Here is a 16986-nt window from a genome sequence, read left to right on the forward strand (position 1 = left end):
TCAGGCCCTCACTGTCCGTGTCCCACCCCCTTGCTGGCCACCCACCTCGAACCACAGCAGTTTCCCGGCGGCGCGCTCCAGTGGGCCGTCGCCGATCGGCCAGCCGCCCCAGGAGTCGGCGTATTCCTGTACGAGGCGCAGGCCGCGCCCGCCTTCCGCTTCCGTCGGAGCAGGCGGGACTCGGCCCCAGGGTGGCTCGCCGAAGGGGGCGGGGATGCGGGGATGGCTGTCCCAGACGCCGACCCGCAGCCGGCCGTCCGCCAGGGCGGTGAGCCGTAGGGAGGCGGGGCCGTTCGTGTGCCGGTAGGCGTTGGTGACCAGCTCGGACGTCAACAGCTCCACGGTGTCGAGGATTTCGCCTCTGCCGTGACCGTTCAGCGCCGCGCGTACGGTCATACGTGCGACGCGTGCCGCGCGGGGATCATGCGGCAGGCGAAGGGCGTACACCCAGGTGTCGGGCAGGGATACGGTGCCCATGGAAACCTCCGGCAAGAGAAGGGACTGGGGCTCGCTCAACGACCACGCCGTGCGGTGGCTCTGCCTGGGGAGGTGCGCTTCCGCTTGTGGGGTGGGGAGTTGGGCGGCGCGATGTACGCTAGCGCAGCCTTAGAGATACTTCTCAAGAAACTCAGGGAAATGCATTAACAGTTACCTCGTGCGGGGTACTCCAGCGTTGCGCCGCGAAGCGATAGGAGGGCTCTTGTCACCCAGTAGCACCCCCACCCTGCGCCAACGGCGCCTGGGTTCTGAGCTGCGGAAATTGCGTGAGCGAGGGGGGCTTACCGCAACCAGCGCCGCCGCGCGGCTCGGCGTCAACCAAGGCCGTGTCAGCATGATCGAAACAGGGCGCAGTCCCCTCAGTTCCGACCGCGTCCGATCCCTCGCACACGCCTACGACTGCGGGGACGCCGACCTCGTGGATGCGCTTGCCGCGATGGCCCAACGCCAGGCGCGCGGCTGGTGGGACGGCTACCGGGAGCACCTGCCTGTCGGTCTCATCGACCTCGCCGAGTTGGAACACCATGCGACAGCACTGCGCGTTGCCTTGGTCATCCACATTCCTGCGCTGCTCCAGACCACCGACCACGCGCGGGCTCTCTTCAACGAGGCCGTGCCTTCGCTTCGGCAGTACGAGATCGAGCATCGGGTCAGTCACCGGATCAAGCGGCAGGAAGTTCTGCACCGCGACGACCCGCCCCCGTACACGGCAGTGATCCACGAGTGCGCACTGCACATGGGCTACGGTGGCCCCGCCACCGTGCGCGGCCAACTCCAGCACCTCCTGGAAATGAGCGAGCTGGACCAGGTGACCGTGAGGGTCATCCCGTTCGGCAAGGGCTCGTTTCCCGGTACTGGGCAGTCCGTCGACTACTTGGCAGGGCCTGTTCCTCAACTCGATACTGTGCAGCTGGATACCCATCACGGCTGCGAGTTCCTTGATGCCGAGGCCCAGTTGGAAAAGTACCGGCTCGTTCTCGACCGCATGGAAGCGAACGCCCTCACGCCGGCCGAGTCACGTGACCTGATCCATCGCATCGCCAAGACCGTGTGAGGTAACCGTGTCCGAACTTCACTGGAAGAAGTCCACTTACAGCCCCGACGCCTCCAACTGCCTCGAAATAGCCACCGCCCCCACCGCGATCCACATCCGCGATTCCAAGACCCCCACCGGCCCTCGGCTCACCGTCACACGCTCGGCCTGGACCGGTTTCCTTGCATACGTGGAAAGTCGGCACTCAGGGCCGGCACTTCGAACTGCCCCTCACTGAAGCAAGCTTCTCGACGGCCCAGACGCCCTTGTCGTTCTTGTGCAACCGGGTGCTTTAGGCTTCGGGCGACCTGCCCTGCTGCTTCGCCCCGGTGCTCTTCTCCTTCGGCTTCACGCCACCACCGCCTCCCCCTCCGCCTCCGCCGCAACCGGCGAGAAGCATGACGGCCGTCACCGAGGCGGCAGCCCTCGCGAGCAGGTAAGGGCGGGGGGTCACAAGGGCTCCTGTTGAGGCGGTCGAGGTCAGGCGGGCATGGCAACTGGGCCCGGCCAGGGAAGGCTGGGCCCAGTTTCGGCTCACGGGGCGGCGGTTGCGGCTCTCACCGGTTGACGGCCTGGATCTCCTGTACGACGACGTCCTGGGTGGCGCCGAAGGTGCCGTCCGGCAACGTGTCGCCCGTGCCGTCGCTGCCCGTCCAGCTGATCTTCCAAGTGATCGTGGCCTTGAGGGGGTACGAGCCCGTGCCCGAGGAGCGCAGGTACTTCACTCCACAGGGCGGCGTCTCGTCGGCCTTGCCCTTGGCATAGGCCTCGCCGATCCTGCCGTTGTTGATCTGGCAGACGCCCGAGGCCGGGTACGTCTCCGCGTCCGACGTGCCGGGGTCGATCTTCAGGGAGACGGGTTCGGCGGTGGTCGTCGCGGAGATGCCCAGCAGCGGTACGGACGCCGTGACGGAGACCGGCTTGAACTGGGCGCCGTCCAGCCAGGCCCAGGTGGGCAGGTTGACCTTCGTCGTACCGGCCGGGGCCAGGGTCACCTTCGTGCTCGGCACACGGATCTGGTTGTAGGCGAGTTCGGCGAGGATCTTGGGGGTTACGGCGTTCGGTATGTTGGCGGGCGGGGCGGCACCCTTGTCCACCCAGAAGATGGGCTCGGTGCACTTGTCCCATCCGGGCGGGAAGCTCTCGTCGACGTAGGCGTCCCACCAGTAGCCCTTGTCGGCCTTGTCTTTGTTGAAGTCCTTGTAGGGCTTCCCGTTGACATAGCGGTCGCGCTGCTGCGCATCCCACTGATAGCCCGTCGACTCGGCATTCCAGATCGGCTCCAGGTACGACTTCAGCTGAGCAGGTGTGAACTTCGGGGCGTACCAGCAGGGGGGTGGGGTCCAGGATGTCGTGGAGGTGACGGGACCTGCGGAGTTTCCGGAGCCGTTCTTCGAGAGGTCGAAGACGATACCCGAGGCACTGGCCGAGATCGTTCCGTCGGGGCTGCTGTCACCCTTCGGTGTCGGGTTGCCCGAATTCTGCGTCTTGCCGCCGAGCGTGTCATCCGCACGCGCCACGCCAGGGAGGGCCAGGAGCGACAGGCACATCCCCGTGACGGCCAGCATCGGGAAGGATTTGAGATTGCGCATCAGGGCTGGCACGCGGCACTCCCACTCTGAGAAATGATCTTCTGGATCGCCCAGACGCCCTTGTCGTTCTTCTTGAGCGATGTGTGGTAGATGACGTAGCTCTTCGCGGTGACCTTGGTCTTCTTGACCTTGTTCGGGAGATACTTGACGTATGCCTTGCCCTGGTCTTCGCAGTAGCTGAGGGATGCGGTGCCGCCCTTGGCGACCGCTACCTGGGGAGCGTAAAAGCGGTAAGCACCAGTAATGCTGGCCTTGTGGTCCACATAGTTCTGGATGAAGTTCTGTGTGCCGGCGGCGGCTTCGCCCTCGTAGTAGAAGAGGTACGCCTTGTCGAGCGCGTTCTGGTGAACGATCGCGAGGTCCACGGCCTTGATGGACTGCTCGCTGTCCGAGAGGACCGCGTCCTTGTCCGCGTCACCCGTCTTGGGCCAGTCAAAGGTGTACGACAAGTCGGAGGGCATATCAAGTTTCGGCCGCCCCGCCACCACCAGCGCCGAAGCACTCGGCGAAGCCGAGCCCCCCGTGTCCGCGCCCGCGATCTTGTCGTCGGACTTCGACTTCGTGCCGCCTCCTCCTCCGCACCCGGCAAGGAGGGCTACGGCCGTCACACCGGCGGCGGCTGTCGTGAGCAGGCGGGAACGGCGGGTCACGGTGGGCTCCTGGTGGGGCTGTTGGGGCCGAGGCCGGGGTCGAGAAGCAGCGATTACCGTATCGAGCCGGCCCCTTGGACAAAAGAGCGAATTGCTGCGACACCAGCGGAACAGATGGCGTACAGCAGGGCAAAGACGGGCAACTGGCCGTGGCCGGCGGGGCTTTGGTGCCGTCCCGTGACATTTCCGCAAGGCCTGAACAGGCCTGAAGTAGGGGCCGATTGGCCTTCGCAAAGGGGTGGCCAAGGATTGGTAGAGGAACCGCCACCTCAGCCGCAGGCCCCAAGCCGCAGGCCCCAAGCCGCAGGCCCCAAGCCGCAGGCCCTCAGCCGCAGGCCCCCAGCAGCAGGCCCTCAGCCGGAGGCTCCCATCACCTCGGCGTCGACCGCCGGGAGCCACGCCCCGGCCGGCCGCCGCAGCCACCCCCGCGCACCACCGGCGTTCGCGGACGCCGCCCGCCGCAGCGCCTCCAGACCCGGATGCGTCAGGCCCCTGCGCCACACCAGGGACACGGGAGACAGCGGGACCGGGTCGGTCAGGGGGCGCAGGACCGTCCAGGGCATCGCCGGGAAGCCCACCACCGCCAGCACCGGGTTCCGCGTACGCCTCATGACCCGCTCGAACTCCTCCTCCCCCACCGCCGGCGGAAGGGGCGGGGCGAGCCGGATGCCGCGTCCCTCGAAGAGTCGGAGCGCCAGGTCCGTCCACTCCCGGGTGCCCGGGTTCCCGGCACCGGCGTACACCGTCTCCCCCGCCAGTGCGGACAGCGGCACCTTCTCCAGGGCGGCGAGGGGATGGTCCTCGGGCAGCGCGATCGCCATCGGTTCGTACCGGACGGGTTGCTGGGCCAGACCTGACCTCAGTGCCGGGTCCAGGCCCGCGAAACGACCGAAGGAGGCGTCCAGGCGTCCGGCGAGGAGTCCGGCCGCCGCCGCCGTGAGGCCGCTCTCGTAGCGGGCCATCAGTTCGCAGTCGGGGGTGAGTTCGCGGGCCCGGTGCAGGACGTGGCGGGCGGTGGAGGGGCCCGGGGAGTTGAGGTCCACCAGCAGGGGCCGGGCCTGGCCGAACGCGGCGAGCAGGTCGTCCTGGGCGGCCAGGACCCGGCGGGCGTACGGCAACAGGCGCTCACCGTCCGCCGTGAGCGTCACCTGCCGCGTGGTGCGGACGAACAGCTCCGCTCCCAGCTCCCGTTCCAGTCGCCGTACGTCCCGGCTGAGCGCCTGCTGGGCGACGTAGAGGCGGGCGGCGGCCCGGGTGAAGTGCAGTTCCTCGGCGACGGTGACGAACGCGCGCAGCAGCCGGGCGTCCATGTGGGCAGGAGATGACATCGAGCGGGCAATTTACAACACGAGTGCGTCAATTGAGGAGCGGAAGGTGTTGGACCCGGTGATCCGCTCCGGGTGACCGTGGCCGCATGCCCCCGATGTCACCCCGCGCCAACCGGCGCCTCTTCGCCCACCCCGGCACCCGCGCCTACCGACGCCTCTTCAGCCACCCCGGCACCCGCGCCTACCGACGCCTCTTCAGCCACCCCGGCACCCGCGTCTACCGACGCCTCTTCAGCCACCCCGGCACCCGCGCCTTCACCGCCGGGAACCTCCTTGCCCGCCTTCCCATGGGCATGTTCAGTGTGAGCGCGGTCGTGATGATCGCCGGGTCCCGGGGGTCGTACGCCCTGGCCGGGGCGGTCACCGCCACCGGGCTCGCGGCGACCGCCCTCGCCGGGCCGTGGATCGCGCGGCTCGTCGACCGGTACGGGCAGGCCCGGGTCGCCGTACCGGCCACGCTCGCCTCGGTCCTCGGCAGCCTCGCGCTGCTGCTGTGCGTGCGCTACGGCGCCCCCGACTGGGCCCTGTTCGCCGCCTACGCCGGCACCGCCTCCACCCCGAACCTCGGCGGTATGTCCCGCGCCCGCTGGGCGCACCTGCTGCGCGACGAACCCGCCGCCCTGCACACCGCGAACTCCTTCGAACAGGCCGCCGACGAGCTGTGCTTCATGCTCGGGCCGGTGCTGGCCTCGTTCCTGACCGGCACCTTCTTCCCGGAGGCGGGCACCCTCGTGGGCGCCGTCCTGCTGCTGGCCGGGATGCTGCTGTTCACCGCGCAGCGGGCGAGCGAGCCACCGCCCCTGGGGCGGGCGAAGGCCGGGCCGTCGCCGTTGCGCGCCGCCGGCATGCCGTCGCTGCTGGCCTGCTTCGTGGCGACCGGCGCGGTGTTCGGCTCGATGGAGGTCGTCACGATCGCCTACGCGGACGGGCGGGGCCACCGCGCGGCGGCCGGGGTGGTGCTCGCCCTCCAGGCCGCGGGTTCCTGCGCGGCGGGCCTGCTGTACGGCGCCAGGGGCGCGGGTGCCGGAAAGCCGGTCGGCTCCCGCCTGTCCCGCTGTCTGCTGGGGATGGCCGCCCTGATGTCCCTGCCCCTCCTCACCGCCCGCACCGTCGGCTCCCTCCCCGCCCTGGCGGTGGCCCTGCTCGCGGCGGGCATGGCGACCGCGCCGACCATGGTGACCGCGATGACGCTGGTGCAGGAGCGCACCCCCGAGGGCCGTCTCAACGAGGGCATGAGTCTGGTCGTCACCGGGCTGCTCACCGGGGTGGCCTGCGGCTCGGCCTGCGGCGGCTGGACGGCCGAGCACGCCTCCCCCACGACCGGCTTCGCGGTGCCGGTCACGGCGGCGGTCACAGCCCTGCTGATCCACACGGCGGCCGGGGCGTACCGGTCGGGTCATCGAAGCGCTTGAACGAATTCGCGCCACTTGAATCAATTCCTGTTACATCCATTGACGCTCCCACAGCCCCCACATACCTTCCTCCGTCGAAGCGCTTCGACATCGCGCGTCGAATCGCGTCGAACCCGAACCGGATCGATGCGGTGGGACGCGGCGCGATGAGAGATCCAGATCCATCCGACTCCCCTGGAGGCACTGGATGTTGACGGCACGAAGGCGGATGGCGGCCGCGGCCGTGATCCTGTCCGGAGCACTGCTCCTGACCTCCTGCGGCGGCTCCGGCGGCGGCGGGTCCGACGGCAAGACGCTCAAGCTGTGGCACTACGAGGGTCCCGACAGCGCGATGGGCGTGGCCTGGAACCAGGCCATCCACGAGTTCGAGGCCCAGCACCCGGGCGTGAAGGTGAAGTTCGAGGAGAAGGGCTTCGAGCAGATCCAGAAGACCGCCTCCATGGTCCTCAACTCCTCCGACGCGCCGGACCTCATGGAGTACAACAAGGGCAACGCGACGGCCGGTCTGCTCTCGAAGCAGGGGCTGCTCACCGATCTGACCGCCGAGGCGGCCAAGCGCGGCTGGGACCGGAAGCTGAGCGCCGGGGTCCGGACGACCAGCGAGTACGACAGTGCCGGGATCATGGGCTCCGGCAAGTGGTACGGCGTCCCCGACTACGCCGAGTACACGATGGTCTACTTCAACAAGGACCTGTTCAAGAAGTACGGGATCGCCCAGCCGACCACCCTGGACCAGCTCACCTCGGCCATGGACACGTTCGTCCGGCACAAGGTCACCCCGCTGGCGAACGCCGGCGCCGAGTACATGGCCCAGCAGTACCTCTACCAGCTCGCCCTGTCCAAGGCCGACCGGTCCTGGGTGGACAGGTACGAGCTGTACAAGGGGAAGACGGACTTCCATGACGCGGCCTGGACGTACGCCGCCACCACCTTCGCCGACTGGGTGAAGAAGGGGTACATCGGCAAGGACTCCACCAGTGCCAAGGCCGAGGACGCGGGCGTCTCCTTCATCCGGGGCAAGGCGCCGATCCTGTTCTCCGGCAGCTGGTGGTACGGCCGTTTCCAGCAGGAGGCCACGTTCGACTGGGGCACCTTCCTGTGGCCCGGTTCGAACCTGACGCTCGGCTCGGGCGGGAACCTGTGGGTGGTCCCGAAGAACGCCGCGAACAAGGAGCTGGCCTACGACTTCATCGACCTCACCCTGTCGAAGGACATCCAGAACCTGCTGGGCAACAAGGGCGGCGTTCCCCTCGCGGCCGACGCCTCCGCCGTCACCGACCCGAAGTCCAAGGCCCTGATCCAGAACTTCGACACGCTCAGCGGGCGGGACGGACTCGCCTTCTACCCCGACTGGCCGGTCAACGGCTTCTACGACGTCCTCGTCTCCGAGACGCAGAAGCTGATGACCGGCGGTGAGAAACCGGACGCCTACCTCAGCGCGCTGCAGAAGGCGTACGACGCCGGCGCGCCGAAGCGGTGACGGTCACCGTCGAACGCGGGGCGCGGGCGGCCCGCCGGGGGCGCCCGCCGGGTCCGCCGCGCCGCCCCCGTGACACCTACGCCCTGTTCCTGCTGCCCGGCGTCCTCGCCTTCCTCGCCGTCGTCGTCGTGCCGTTCCTGATGAACACGGGCGTGAGCTTCACCGACTGGCAGGGCGTGGGCGGCCCGAAGTGGTCCGGGCTCGCCAACTACCGCCGGCTGTTCGACGACGCGGAGTTCTGGGCGTCCTTCCGGCACAGCCTGTTCATGGTCGTCGCGATGGCGGCGATCCCTACGGCCCTGGGACTGGTCCTGGCCGCCGCCCTGTTCGACTACGTCGCCAAGCACTTCGGCAGCAGGGTCGCCGCGATCCTGCGAGCCTGCTTCTACCTCCCCCAGGTGCTGCCGGTCGCCGTCGCGGGCATCGTCTGGAGCTGGATCCTCGCCCCGGACAACGGCTCCCTCAACGAACTGCTGAAGGCCGTCGGCCTCGGCGGCTGGCGGCAGGACTGGCTCGGCGATCCCGGCATCGCCCTCTACAGCGTCATGGGCGTGCTGGTCTGGGTGCAGCTCGGGTTCCCGCTGGTCGTGTTCATGGCCGGGCTGCAGCGTGTCGACCCGCAGCTGTACGAGGCGGCCGAGCTGGACGGGGCCGGCTGGTGGCGCCGCTTCCGGCACATCACGCTGCCGCAGATCCGGCCCGAGATCTACGTCGTCCTGACCTGGTGCACGATCGCCGCGCTCAAGGTGTTCGGGGCCGTGTACGTGCTGACGAAGGGCGGCCCTGGCGGCGCGACCGATGTGCCGTCCTACTTCTCCTTCACCACGTTCTTCGAGAAGACGCAGGTCGGCTACGGCTCCGCGATCTCCACCGTGCTGACCGTGATCATCCTCGTCCTGGCGCTGGCCGGGCTGAGGTTCCAGACCCGCGCGGAGGACGCGGAGGAAGGAGCCCGTAGATGACCGCCGTACGCCGCTACCCGGTCCTCGTGGCCCTGTGCCTGGCCGCCCTCTTCATGATCGTGCCGTTCGCGATCGTCGCGCTCAACGCGGTGAAGTCCCCGGCGGAGTACTCCCGAAGCGGCCCGCTGAGCCTGCCGAGGGGCCTGTACCTGGGCGGTCTGAAGGACTTCTGGCAGCGCGTCGACTACAGCCACAAGCTCGTCAACTCGGTGCTGATCAGCGGCTCGGTGGCGGTCGGGGCCGTGGCCCTGTCCGTCCTCAACGCGTACGCGATCGGCATCGGCCGGATCCGGGGCCGTACCTGGCTGCTGGCGTTCTTCGTGCTGGCCAACGTGCTGCCGCAGGAGGCACTGGTCTACCCGCTGTACTACCTGAGCAAGCAGGCCGGTCTGTACGACACCCGGCTCAGCGTGATCATCGTGTTCACGGTGATCCAGTCGGCGTTCGGCACCTACCTCCTCTCCTCCGTGCTGGCCCGCTTCCCGCGCGAGATCATCGAGGCGGCCCGGATCGACGGGGCGAACAAGTGGCAGGTGCTGTGGCGGATCGTCGTACCGGTCAGCCGCCCCACCCTCGGAGTGCTCCTGGTCTTCTTCTTCGTCTGGACCTGGAACGAGTTCCTGCTCCCGCTGGTCATGCTGATCTCCAACGACAACCAGACCGTGTCGGTGGCCCTCGGTGTCCTCCAGGGCCAGCGCCTGATGGACGCGACCATGACCAACGCGGCGGCCCTGCTCGGCGTGCTCCCCGCTCTCGTCTTCTTCCTCGTCTTCCAGCGAACGCTCACCCGTGGCATCGCCGTGGGTGCGGTCAAGTAAGGGGTGTGCGCTTGAAGTTCACCGACGGCTACTGGCTGCTGCGCGAGGGCGTCACCGCCGCCCACCCGGCGCAGGTCCTCGACGTCACCGAGGCGGACGGCAGACTGGAGATCCACGCGCCGAGCCGGCCCGTCCGCCACCGCGGCGACCTGCTGCGGGGACCGGTCGTGACGATCGGCGTCCACGCCCCCATGCCTGACGTCATCGGCGTCACCCTCACCCACTTCGAGGGCGGCCGGCCACCGGGCCCGCGGTTCGAGGTACGGCATGACGACCACGCCGTACGGACGTCGTACGACGACGAGTACGCCACCCTCACCTCGGGCGCCCTGTCGGTCCGGGTGGCGAGCACCGGCCCCTGGCGCGTCGACTTCCTCGCCCACGGCCGGGTGTTGACCTCCAGCGGCCCCAGGGGCATGGGCATCATGCGGGACGCGACCGGCGCCCACTACCTGCGCGAGCAGCTGAACCTCACCGTGGGCACGAGCGTCTACGGCCTCGGGGAACGCTTCGGGCCGCTGGTCAGGAACGGGCAGGTCGTCGACGTCTGGAACGCCGACGGCGGCACGGCGACGGAACAGGCCTACAAGAACGTCCCCTTCTACCTCACCGACGCGGGCTACGGCGTCTTCGTCGACCATCCCGGCAAGGTGTCCTTCGAGGTGGGCTCGGAGACGGTGTCACGGGTGCAGTTCAGCGCCGAGACGCAGAAGCTGACGTACTACGTCGTCCACGGCCCGACCCCGAAGGAGATCCTGCGCAAGTACACCGCCCTCACCGGCCGCCCGGCGCTGCCTCCCGCCTGGTCCTTCGGGCTGTGGCTGTCGACGTCCTTCACCACCTCCTACGACGAGGAGACGGTGACCTCCTTCATCGAGGGCATGCGGGAGCGCGGACTGCCGCTGTCCGTCTTCCACTTCGACTGCTTCTGGATGCGGGAGCACCACTGGTGCGACTTCCGCTGGGACCCCCGGGTGTTCCCGGACCCCAAGGGCATGCTGGCCCGGCTGCACGACCGCGGGCTGCGCGTCTGCGTGTGGATCAACCCGTACATCGCCCAGCGCTCGCCGCTGTTCGCCGAGGGCGAGGCGCTCGGACACCTGCTGCGGGGGCCCGACGGGAGCGTGTGGCAGTGGGACCTGTGGCAGCCGGGCATGGCGCTGGTGGACTTCACCAGCGAGGCCGCCCGTGACTGGTACGCGGCCAAGCTGGAGGCGCTGCTCGCGCAGGGCGTCGACTGCTTCAAGACCGACTTCGGCGAGCGCGTCCCCCTCGACGTGGAGTGGGCGGACAGCTCCGACCCGGAGCGGATGCACAACTACTACACCTACCTCTACAACCGCACCGTCTTCGAGGTGCTGCGGCGGCACCGGGGGGAGGGCGAGGCGGTGGTCTTCGCCCGGTCGGCGACGGCGGGCAGCCAGCGGTTCCCGGTGCACTGGGGCGGCGACTGCGAGGCCACCTACGAGTCGATGGCCGAGTCGCTGCGCGGCGGGCTCTCGCTCGGCCTGTCCGGCTTCGGCTACTGGTCCCACGACATCGGCGGCTTCGAGGGCACGCCGACCCCCGCCCTGTTCAAACGGTGGCTGGCCTTCGGGCTCCTCTCCTCGCACAGCCGGCTGCACGGCAGCTCCTCCTACCGGGTTCCGTGGCTGTTCGACGACGAGTCGGTGGACGTGCTGCGCCGCTTCACACGGCTGAAGCTGAGCCTGATGCCCTATCTGTACGAGGCCGCGCGCACCGCCCACACCGAGGGCGTGCCGGTGATGCGGGCGATGGTGCTGGAGTTCCCGGACGACCCCGGGTGCGCGCACCTGGAGCGGCAGTACATGCTCGGGCCGGATCTGCTGGTGGCGCCGGTGTTCGACGACGAGGGAGAGGTGTCCTACTACGTTCCCGAGGGCACGTGGACCCATCACCTCGACGGGCGGACGGTCACCGGTCCGCGCTGGGTGCGCGAACGGCACGGGTTCTCCAGCGTGCCGCTGCTGGTCAGGCCGGGGGCGGTGATCCCGGTGGGCGCGGTGGAGGACCGGCCCGACTACCCCCACGCGGACGGCGTGACGCTGCGGGCGTACCGGCCGGCGCGGGGCGCGCAGGTGACGGTGCCGGTCGGGGACGTCACCTTCACCGTCGTACGGGAAGGGGACACGCTGCGGGCGTCCTGCTCCGATCCCGCCGCGCCCTGGGCGCTGGCCTGCGGGGACCGGGTGGCGCGGGCGCGGGCCGGGACCGGATTCCTCACTCTGGAGCTGGACTGATGGTCAAGATCACCGATGTGGCGCGGCACGCCGGGGTCTCCCCGAGCACCGTCTCCTACGCGCTCAGCGGCAAGCGCCCGATCTCGGCACAGACCCGGCGGCGCGTCGAGGCGTCCATCCGCGAGCTGGGCTACCGGCCGCACGCCGGCGCCCGCGCCCTGGCGAGCAGCCGCTCGAACGTGCTGGCCCTGGTGATCCCCTTACGGACCGGCATCCATGTCCCGGTGGTGATGCAGTTCGCGGTGTCCGTGGTGACCAGCGCCCGCCGGTACGACCACGACGTGCTGCTGCTCACCCAGGAGGAGGGCGAGGAGGGGCTGCGCCGGGTCGCGGACACCGCCCTGTGCGACGCGCTGATCGTGATGGACGTCCAGCTCGACGACCCTCGGCTGCCGTTGCTGCGTTCGCTGGACCGGCCGTCGGTGATGATCGGTCTTCCGTTGGAGGCGGCGGGGCTGACCTGCGTCGACCTGGACTTCAAGGCGGCCGGGGAGCTGTGCGTGGAGCGGCTGGCGGGGCTCGGGCACCGGGTGGTGGCGCTGGTCGGTTCGCCGCCGGAGGTGTACGTGCGGCGCACGGCGTTCGCACAGCGGGTGGTCCAGGGGTTCACGGCCGCCGCCGACCGCCACCGGCTCGTCTCCTCCGTCCACCCGTGCGGGGCGACCCCGGCGGCGGCCCGTCAGGTCGCCGAGCGACTCCTGCGCGAACAGCCCGCGTTGACGGGTGTCGTCGTCCACAACGAGGCGGCCCTCGAACCCCTGCTCGACGCCTTCGAGCAGCTCGGTCTGCGGGTTCCGGCCGACCTGTCCCTCACCGCGATCTGCCCCGACGAGCTGGCCGCCGCCCTCCCCGTGCCCGTCACCTCGGTCGACCTGCCCTCCGCCGAACTCGGCGAGCGGGCGGTGGACCTGCTGATGGCCAAGCTGGGCGGCACCGAGGCGCCCGAGGTGACTCTGCTGGCCCCCCGGCTGACGGAACGCGCGAGCACGGCACCGCGCACGGTGGGGTGACGGGACGGACGGGACGGCGGAGGGGTGACGGGACGGCGGTGGGGTGACGGGACGGCGGTGGGGTGACGGGACGGCGGTGGGGTGACGTTGTCACGGCACGAGGACGATCTTTCCGGTGGTGCGCTTCTCCTCGATCGCGCGGTGGGCCGCCGCGGCTTCCGCCAGCGGGTAGGTGTCCTGGACGGTGACCTTGAGCCGGCCCGCCTCGACGCGTTCGGTGATGTGCTGGAGGGTCCGGCCGGAGGGCTCGGCGGTGACCCAGACGTAGCGCAGGCCGCGCGCCTCGGCCTGCCGCTCGTCCACGCCCGGGTCGATCGACGCGCCGACCAGCAGGCCGCCGGGCCGCAGCACGTCGAGGGAACGGGCCCCGTAGGAACCGCCGACCAGGTCCAGGACGGCGTCCACCGGGGCGATGGCGCCGCGGAAGTCGGTCGCGGTGTAGTCGATCAGTTCGTCGGCGCCCAGGCCGCGCAGGAAGTCGTGGTGGGTGGCGCGGGCGGTCCCGATGACGTGCGCGCCGAGTTCCTTGGCGAGCTGCACCGCGACATGGCCGACGCCGCCGGCCGCCGCGTGGATCAGCACCCGGTCGCCGGGCCCGACCCGGGCCAGGACGGCCAGCGCCTGCCAGGCCGTGATGGCGACGAGCGGTACGGCGCCGGCGTGGACCAGGTCGAGGTTCTTGGGCGCGAGGGCGAGGGCGTCGGCCGGGGCCACGGTGAAGTCGGCGTAGGCGCCGTGCGGACCGACCGCGAGCATCCCGTACACCTCGTCACCGGGCACGAACCGCGTCACTCCCTCGCCGACCCGCTCGACGACTCCGGCCACGTCGTTGCCCGGGGTCCAGGGCAGAGCGACCAGCCCAGGCACCCGTCCGGCCCGCAGCACCGCGTCACCCGGGTTCACCCCGGCCCCGGCGACCCTCACCAGCACCTCTCCCGGGCCGGGCTCGGGCACGTCGGTCTCGGCGTAGGCGAGGACTTCGGGGCCGCCGAACTCGGACTGGACGACGGCGTGCATACGGGCGGACATCGGGGCTCCTCGGCAGGGGGATCGCGGTGCGTCCATGCTCACCCGGACCGATCAGCTGCGGAAGAAGGCACTTTGCTGATATCGAGTCTCTTCATGGATACCGGCTTCGACCTGAGGAAACACGGCGGTGTGGACATCTTCCTGCGGGACTGTCCCACCCGTGGCGTACTGGACCTGATCGCCGGCAAGTGGACCATGCTGGTGCTGGTGGCCCTGGAGGACGGCCGCCCGATGCGGTTCACCGAACTGCGCCGGCGCCTGGACGGCGTGACCCAGAAGGTCCTCACCCAGACCCTGCGCGCCCTGGAGCGCGAGGGACTGCTGACCCGCGTCGTCCACCCCACCGTCCCGCCCCGGGTGGACTACCGTCTGACCCCGCTCGGCCAGGAGGCCGGCGCCCTGATCCAGCGCATCACGGACTGGTCCCAGGCGAACATCGCCACCATCCAGGCGGCTCGGGCCGACTTCGACGAGCGCATGACGAAGGCCCCGACGCTCTGAGAGCGTCGGGGCCTTCGCCCACATGGGATGAGTGGAGATGGCGGGAATCGAACCCGCGTCCACCGGTGCAGAATCAGGGCTTCTCCGTGTGCAGTTCGCTGTGATTTTCTCGGCCCCGGCGATCACGCGAACAAGTCGCCGACGGGCCCAGTCACTGTTTGGTTTCCCTCTTCACCCCGTGACCGGGATCAAGGTTTAGTTCCCTAGCTGATGCCAGGATCCGGGTCGGGAACAGCCCCGGGCTGACACTCCTATGGAGTTCGCTTAGCTGCTAATTAGGCAGCGAGGGCGAACGAGGAGGAATCGCGCTTGGTGTTGGCGATTATTTTTTGCGACATATGGTTTACGAGATCATTGCCGCTTCCTCGACACGCTTCCCCTGCTTCGACATCCGCTGTCGAAACCGATCATCCCCATGTTGATTTTTCAAGACCCTCCGTGGAGGGGTGCGCACTCGCTGTGGAGTGCGCTGCCATCGTACGTGACCAACGCACGACGATGCCAGCCTATTCCCGCCGCCGCACCACCGGCGTCGGGCTAGACGCCGGGCTGGACGCCGCGCTGCCTGCGCTTCGCCGCCGCGACCGCGCGGTCCGACTCCCGGCGGTCCTGCTTCTCGCGCAGGGTCTGCCGCTTGTCGTACTCCTTCTTGCCCCGGGCGAGCGCGATCTCGGCCTTCGCGCGGCCGTCCTTGAAGTACAGGGCAAGGGGCACGATCGTGTGACCCGTCTCCTGGGACTTGGACTCCAGCTTGTCGATCTCCTCGCGGTGCAGGAGCAGCTTGCGCTTGCGGCGCACGGAGTGGTTGGTCCAGGTGCCCTGGTGGTATTCGGGGATGTGGGCGTTGTGCAGCCACGCCTCCCCGCCGTCGATCTGGACGAAGCCGTCGGTCAGCGAGGTCCGCCCCTCGCGCAGCGACTTGACCTCGGTGCCGGTCAGGACGAGCCCGGCCTCGTAGGTGTCGATGATCGCGTAGTCGTGCCGGGCCTTCTTGTTCTGGGCGACGATCTTGCGCTTGCCGCCCTTCTCGCCGTCCCTGGCCTTGCCGCCGTTCCCTCCGCCCTGCTTGGGCTGGGACTCCTTCGGTACGTACATTCCCTTGCTCATAGTGCCGACCATTTTCGCACCATGGAGGGGGTGGGAGGGAAGCGGATAACCGACAGGGGGCGCGTCGGCTACGACGGGTCGCCCAGACCCGTCAGGACCGTCTCGGCCCGCCGCAGGCCCTGCTTGCCCGCCTCCAGGTCGGGGGTGATGCCCCGGCCGTCGACCACATGGCCGGACGGGGTGCGGTAGTGGCCGACGGTCAGCTCGGCCACCGAGCCGTCGGGCAGTCTGCTCGGCATCTGGATGGAGCCCTTGCCGAAGGTGCGGGAGCCGACGACCACCGCGCGGCCGCGGTCCTGGAGGGCGCCGGTGAGCATCTCGGCCGCGCTCATCGTGCCGCCGTCGACGAGGGCGACCAGCGGCCGGGTGGTGTCGCCGCCGGGCTCGGCGTGCAGGGAGCGGGGGGTGCCGTCGACGTCGTAGGTGGCGACCAGGCCGCCGTCGAGGAAGGCGGAGGCGGTGCTGACGGCCTCGGTGACCAGGCCGCCGGAGTTGCCGCGCAGGTCGAGGATGATCCCGTCGGCGGCGGGGGCCTGGCGGACGGCGGTGTGGACGGCGTCGCCGGAGCCCTTGGTGAACGCGGCGATCCTGATCACGGTGACCCCGCCGGGCAGCTTGCGGACGGTCACGGAGTCGGTGGACAGCCGGGCCCTGCGCAGGGTCTCGGTCCACGCGCGCGTGCCGCGCTGGAGGCCGAGGGTGACCGTGGTGCCGGCGGCCGCGTCGTCGGCGTCGCCGCGCAGTAACGAGACGACGTCGGTGACCGGCCGCCCGTCGACCTTCTCCCCGTCGACGCTGCGCAGCCGGTCGCCGCCCCGGATGCCGGCGTCTGCCGCGGGCGAACCGGCCCGCACCCGGGACACCTCGATACGGCCGTCCCGCTCGCGCCGTGCCCACAGGCCCACGCCCGTGTACTCGCCGTCCAGGGACTCCTGGAACTCCTGGTACTCGCCCTCGGAGTACACCGCGGCCCAGCGGTCCCCGCTGCGGCTGACGGCCCGCTCGGCGGCCTCCATGGGCGAGGTGCCGTCGGCCATGGCCTCGGCGGCGGCCTTGCGGACCTCCTCGGGGTGGGAGGCCGTACCGGCGGTGTCGGCCGAGGCGGCCTTGTGGCCGGGGTGGTCGAGGTCCGGGAAGGCGTCGGTGGCGGCGCCGGTGACCAGGACACCGGCGAAGACCAATGTCAGCGCGGCCCCGCGGCGGAAGCGGCGGGGCTGACAGAACAGGTCTCGGCCTGACATGCGGGTGAGTCTAGGACAACGGAAAGGGCCGTACGGCCGGTTGACCGTACGGCCCTCTTGACGT

The 16986-nt window shown here is 69.9% G+C and carries 16 protein-coding genes and 1 other RNA gene; 9 read left to right on the forward strand and 8 right to left on the reverse strand.

Translation table 11 applies throughout. The annotated features are described in order from the left end of the window. Nucleotides 1–477 carry an ATP-binding protein gene (locus ACFYMM_RS30815; protein ID WP_388392275.1) on the reverse strand — a complete coding sequence of 159 codons (477 nt, stop codon included), beginning with the start codon at nt 475–477 and terminating at the stop codon, nt 1–3. A 223-nt stretch (nt 478–700) separates the two neighbouring features. Between ACFYMM_RS30815 and ACFYMM_RS30820 the strand changes: the two genes are divergently transcribed. Beyond that, nucleotides 701–1552: a helix-turn-helix domain-containing protein gene (locus tag ACFYMM_RS30820; protein WP_388392278.1), complete on the forward strand. Its 852-nt coding sequence runs from the start codon at nt 701–703 to the stop codon at nt 1550–1552. 7 nt (nt 1553–1559) lie between these two features. Then, a complete protein-coding gene (locus ACFYMM_RS30825) occupies nt 1560–1769 on the forward strand; it encodes a DUF397 domain-containing protein (RefSeq protein ID WP_388392280.1) in 210 nt (69 codons plus the stop codon). Between the two features lie 319 nt (nt 1770–2088). Here ACFYMM_RS30825 and ACFYMM_RS30830 read toward each other — a convergent pair whose 3' ends face one another. The 3 genes from ACFYMM_RS30830 to ACFYMM_RS30840 form a co-directional block, all read right to left on the reverse strand. Beyond that, nucleotides 2089–3099 (reverse strand): hypothetical protein, encoded by a 1011-nt coding sequence (locus tag ACFYMM_RS30830; protein WP_388392434.1) that lies wholly within the window; start codon nt 3097–3099, stop codon nt 2089–2091. Between the two features lie 23 nt (nt 3100–3122). Next, a complete protein-coding gene (locus tag ACFYMM_RS30835; protein WP_388392282.1) occupies nt 3123–3773 on the reverse strand; it encodes a hypothetical protein in 651 nt (216 codons plus the stop codon). A gap of 353 nt (nt 3774–4126) precedes the next feature. Continuing rightward, entirely contained in the window at nt 4127–5101 is a 975-nt protein-coding gene (locus ACFYMM_RS30840) for a LysR family transcriptional regulator (protein ID WP_388392284.1), read from the reverse strand. Between the two features lie 86 nt (nt 5102–5187). On the opposite strand from ACFYMM_RS30840, the gene ACFYMM_RS30845 reads away from it, so the two are divergent. The 6 genes from ACFYMM_RS30845 to ACFYMM_RS30870 all read left to right on the forward strand — a co-directional run bounded on the left by ACFYMM_RS30845 (nt 5188) and on the right by ACFYMM_RS30870 (nt 13044). After that, nucleotides 5188–6513: an MFS transporter gene (locus tag ACFYMM_RS30845; RefSeq protein ID WP_388392287.1), complete on the forward strand. Its 1326-nt coding sequence runs from the start codon at nt 5188–5190 to the stop codon at nt 6511–6513. A 187-nt stretch (nt 6514–6700) separates the two neighbouring features. Next, nucleotides 6701–7993, forward strand: coding sequence for an ABC transporter substrate-binding protein (locus tag ACFYMM_RS30850; RefSeq protein WP_388392288.1), 1293 nt, complete (start codon nt 6701–6703; stop codon nt 7991–7993). Beyond that, nucleotides 7990–8955, forward strand: a complete 966-nt coding sequence (locus tag ACFYMM_RS30855; protein ID WP_388392291.1) for a carbohydrate ABC transporter permease — start codon at nt 7990–7992, stop codon at nt 8953–8955. Before ACFYMM_RS30850 ends, ACFYMM_RS30855 begins: the two co-directional genes overlap by 4 nt. Further along, the gene (locus ACFYMM_RS30860; RefSeq protein WP_388392293.1) at nt 8952–9773 is read left to right on the forward strand and encodes a carbohydrate ABC transporter permease; all 822 of its coding nucleotides are present in this window, start codon (nt 8952–8954) and stop codon (nt 9771–9773) included. Before ACFYMM_RS30855 ends, ACFYMM_RS30860 begins: the two co-directional genes overlap by 4 nt. A gap of 11 nt (nt 9774–9784) precedes the next feature. Next, a complete protein-coding gene (yicI, locus tag ACFYMM_RS30865; protein ID WP_388392295.1) occupies nt 9785–12034 on the forward strand; it encodes an alpha-xylosidase in 2250 nt (749 codons plus the stop codon). Then, nucleotides 12034–13044, forward strand: coding sequence for a LacI family DNA-binding transcriptional regulator (locus ACFYMM_RS30870; RefSeq protein WP_388392298.1), 1011 nt, complete (start codon nt 12034–12036; stop codon nt 13042–13044). The genes yicI and ACFYMM_RS30870 overlap by 1 nt, the downstream gene beginning before the upstream one ends. Before the next feature lie 90 nt (nt 13045–13134). Here the strand turns inward: ACFYMM_RS30870 and ACFYMM_RS30875 are convergent, their stop codons facing one another. Continuing rightward, on the reverse strand, nt 13135–14073 hold the full coding sequence (locus ACFYMM_RS30875) for an NADP-dependent oxidoreductase (protein ID WP_388392301.1): 939 nt from the start codon (nt 14071–14073) through the stop codon (nt 13135–13137). Between the two features lie 93 nt (nt 14074–14166). Here ACFYMM_RS30875 and ACFYMM_RS30880 point away from each other — a divergent pair, with 93 nt between their 5' ends. Continuing rightward, entirely contained in the window at nt 14167–14574 is a 408-nt protein-coding gene (locus ACFYMM_RS30880; protein WP_388392304.1) for a winged helix-turn-helix transcriptional regulator, read from the forward strand. A gap of 29 nt (nt 14575–14603) precedes the next feature. Here the strand turns inward: ACFYMM_RS30880 and ssrA are convergent. From ssrA to ACFYMM_RS30895, 3 genes are all read right to left on the reverse strand, one after another. Continuing rightward, nucleotides 14604–14989: a transfer-messenger RNA gene (ssrA, locus tag ACFYMM_RS30885) on the reverse strand. Between the two features lie 122 nt (nt 14990–15111). After that, nucleotides 15112–15669 carry an SsrA-binding protein SmpB gene (gene smpB, locus ACFYMM_RS30890; protein ID WP_388392437.1) on the reverse strand — a complete coding sequence of 186 codons (558 nt, stop codon included), beginning with the start codon at nt 15667–15669 and terminating at the stop codon, nt 15112–15114. Between the two features lie 80 nt (nt 15670–15749). Beyond that, entirely contained in the window at nt 15750–16922 is a 1173-nt protein-coding gene (locus ACFYMM_RS30895) for a S41 family peptidase (protein ID WP_388392307.1), read from the reverse strand. Between the last annotated feature and the right edge of the window lie 64 nt (nt 16923–16986).

Source organism: Streptomyces sp. NPDC006739, from assembly GCF_042869815.1.
Lineage (GTDB): Bacteria > Actinomycetota > Actinomycetes > Streptomycetales > Streptomycetaceae > Streptomyces.

Excerpts from the sequence above, each read along its gene's own strand:
- ACFYMM_RS30815 (WP_388392275.1), bottom strand. The coding sequence starts at position 477 with ATGGGCACCGTATCCCTGCCCGACACCTGGGTGTACGCCCTTCGCCTG.
- ACFYMM_RS30830 (WP_388392434.1), bottom strand. The coding sequence starts at position 3,099 with ATGCTGGCCGTCACGGGGATGTGCCTGTCGCTCCTGGCCCTCCCTGGC.
- ACFYMM_RS30840 (WP_388392284.1), bottom strand. The coding sequence starts at position 5,101 with ATGTCATCTCCTGCCCACATGGACGCCCGGCTGCTGCGCGCGTTCGTC.
- ACFYMM_RS30845 (WP_388392287.1), top strand. The coding sequence starts at position 5,188 with ATGCCCCCGATGTCACCCCGCGCCAACCGGCGCCTCTTCGCCCACCCC.
- ACFYMM_RS30850 (WP_388392288.1), top strand. The coding sequence starts at position 6,701 with ATGTTGACGGCACGAAGGCGGATGGCGGCCGCGGCCGTGATCCTGTCC.
- ACFYMM_RS30860 (WP_388392293.1), top strand. The coding sequence starts at position 8,952 with ATGACCGCCGTACGCCGCTACCCGGTCCTCGTGGCCCTGTGCCTGGCC.
- ACFYMM_RS30870 (WP_388392298.1), top strand. The coding sequence starts at position 12,034 with ATGGTCAAGATCACCGATGTGGCGCGGCACGCCGGGGTCTCCCCGAGC.
- ACFYMM_RS30875 (WP_388392301.1), bottom strand. The coding sequence starts at position 14,073 with ATGTCCGCCCGTATGCACGCCGTCGTCCAGTCCGAGTTCGGCGGCCCC.
- ACFYMM_RS30880 (WP_388392304.1), top strand. The coding sequence starts at position 14,167 with ATGGATACCGGCTTCGACCTGAGGAAACACGGCGGTGTGGACATCTTC.
- smpB (WP_388392437.1), bottom strand. The coding sequence starts at position 15,669 with ATGTACGTACCGAAGGAGTCCCAGCCCAAGCAGGGCGGAGGGAACGGC.
- ACFYMM_RS30895 (WP_388392307.1), bottom strand. The coding sequence starts at position 16,922 with ATGTCAGGCCGAGACCTGTTCTGTCAGCCCCGCCGCTTCCGCCGCGGG.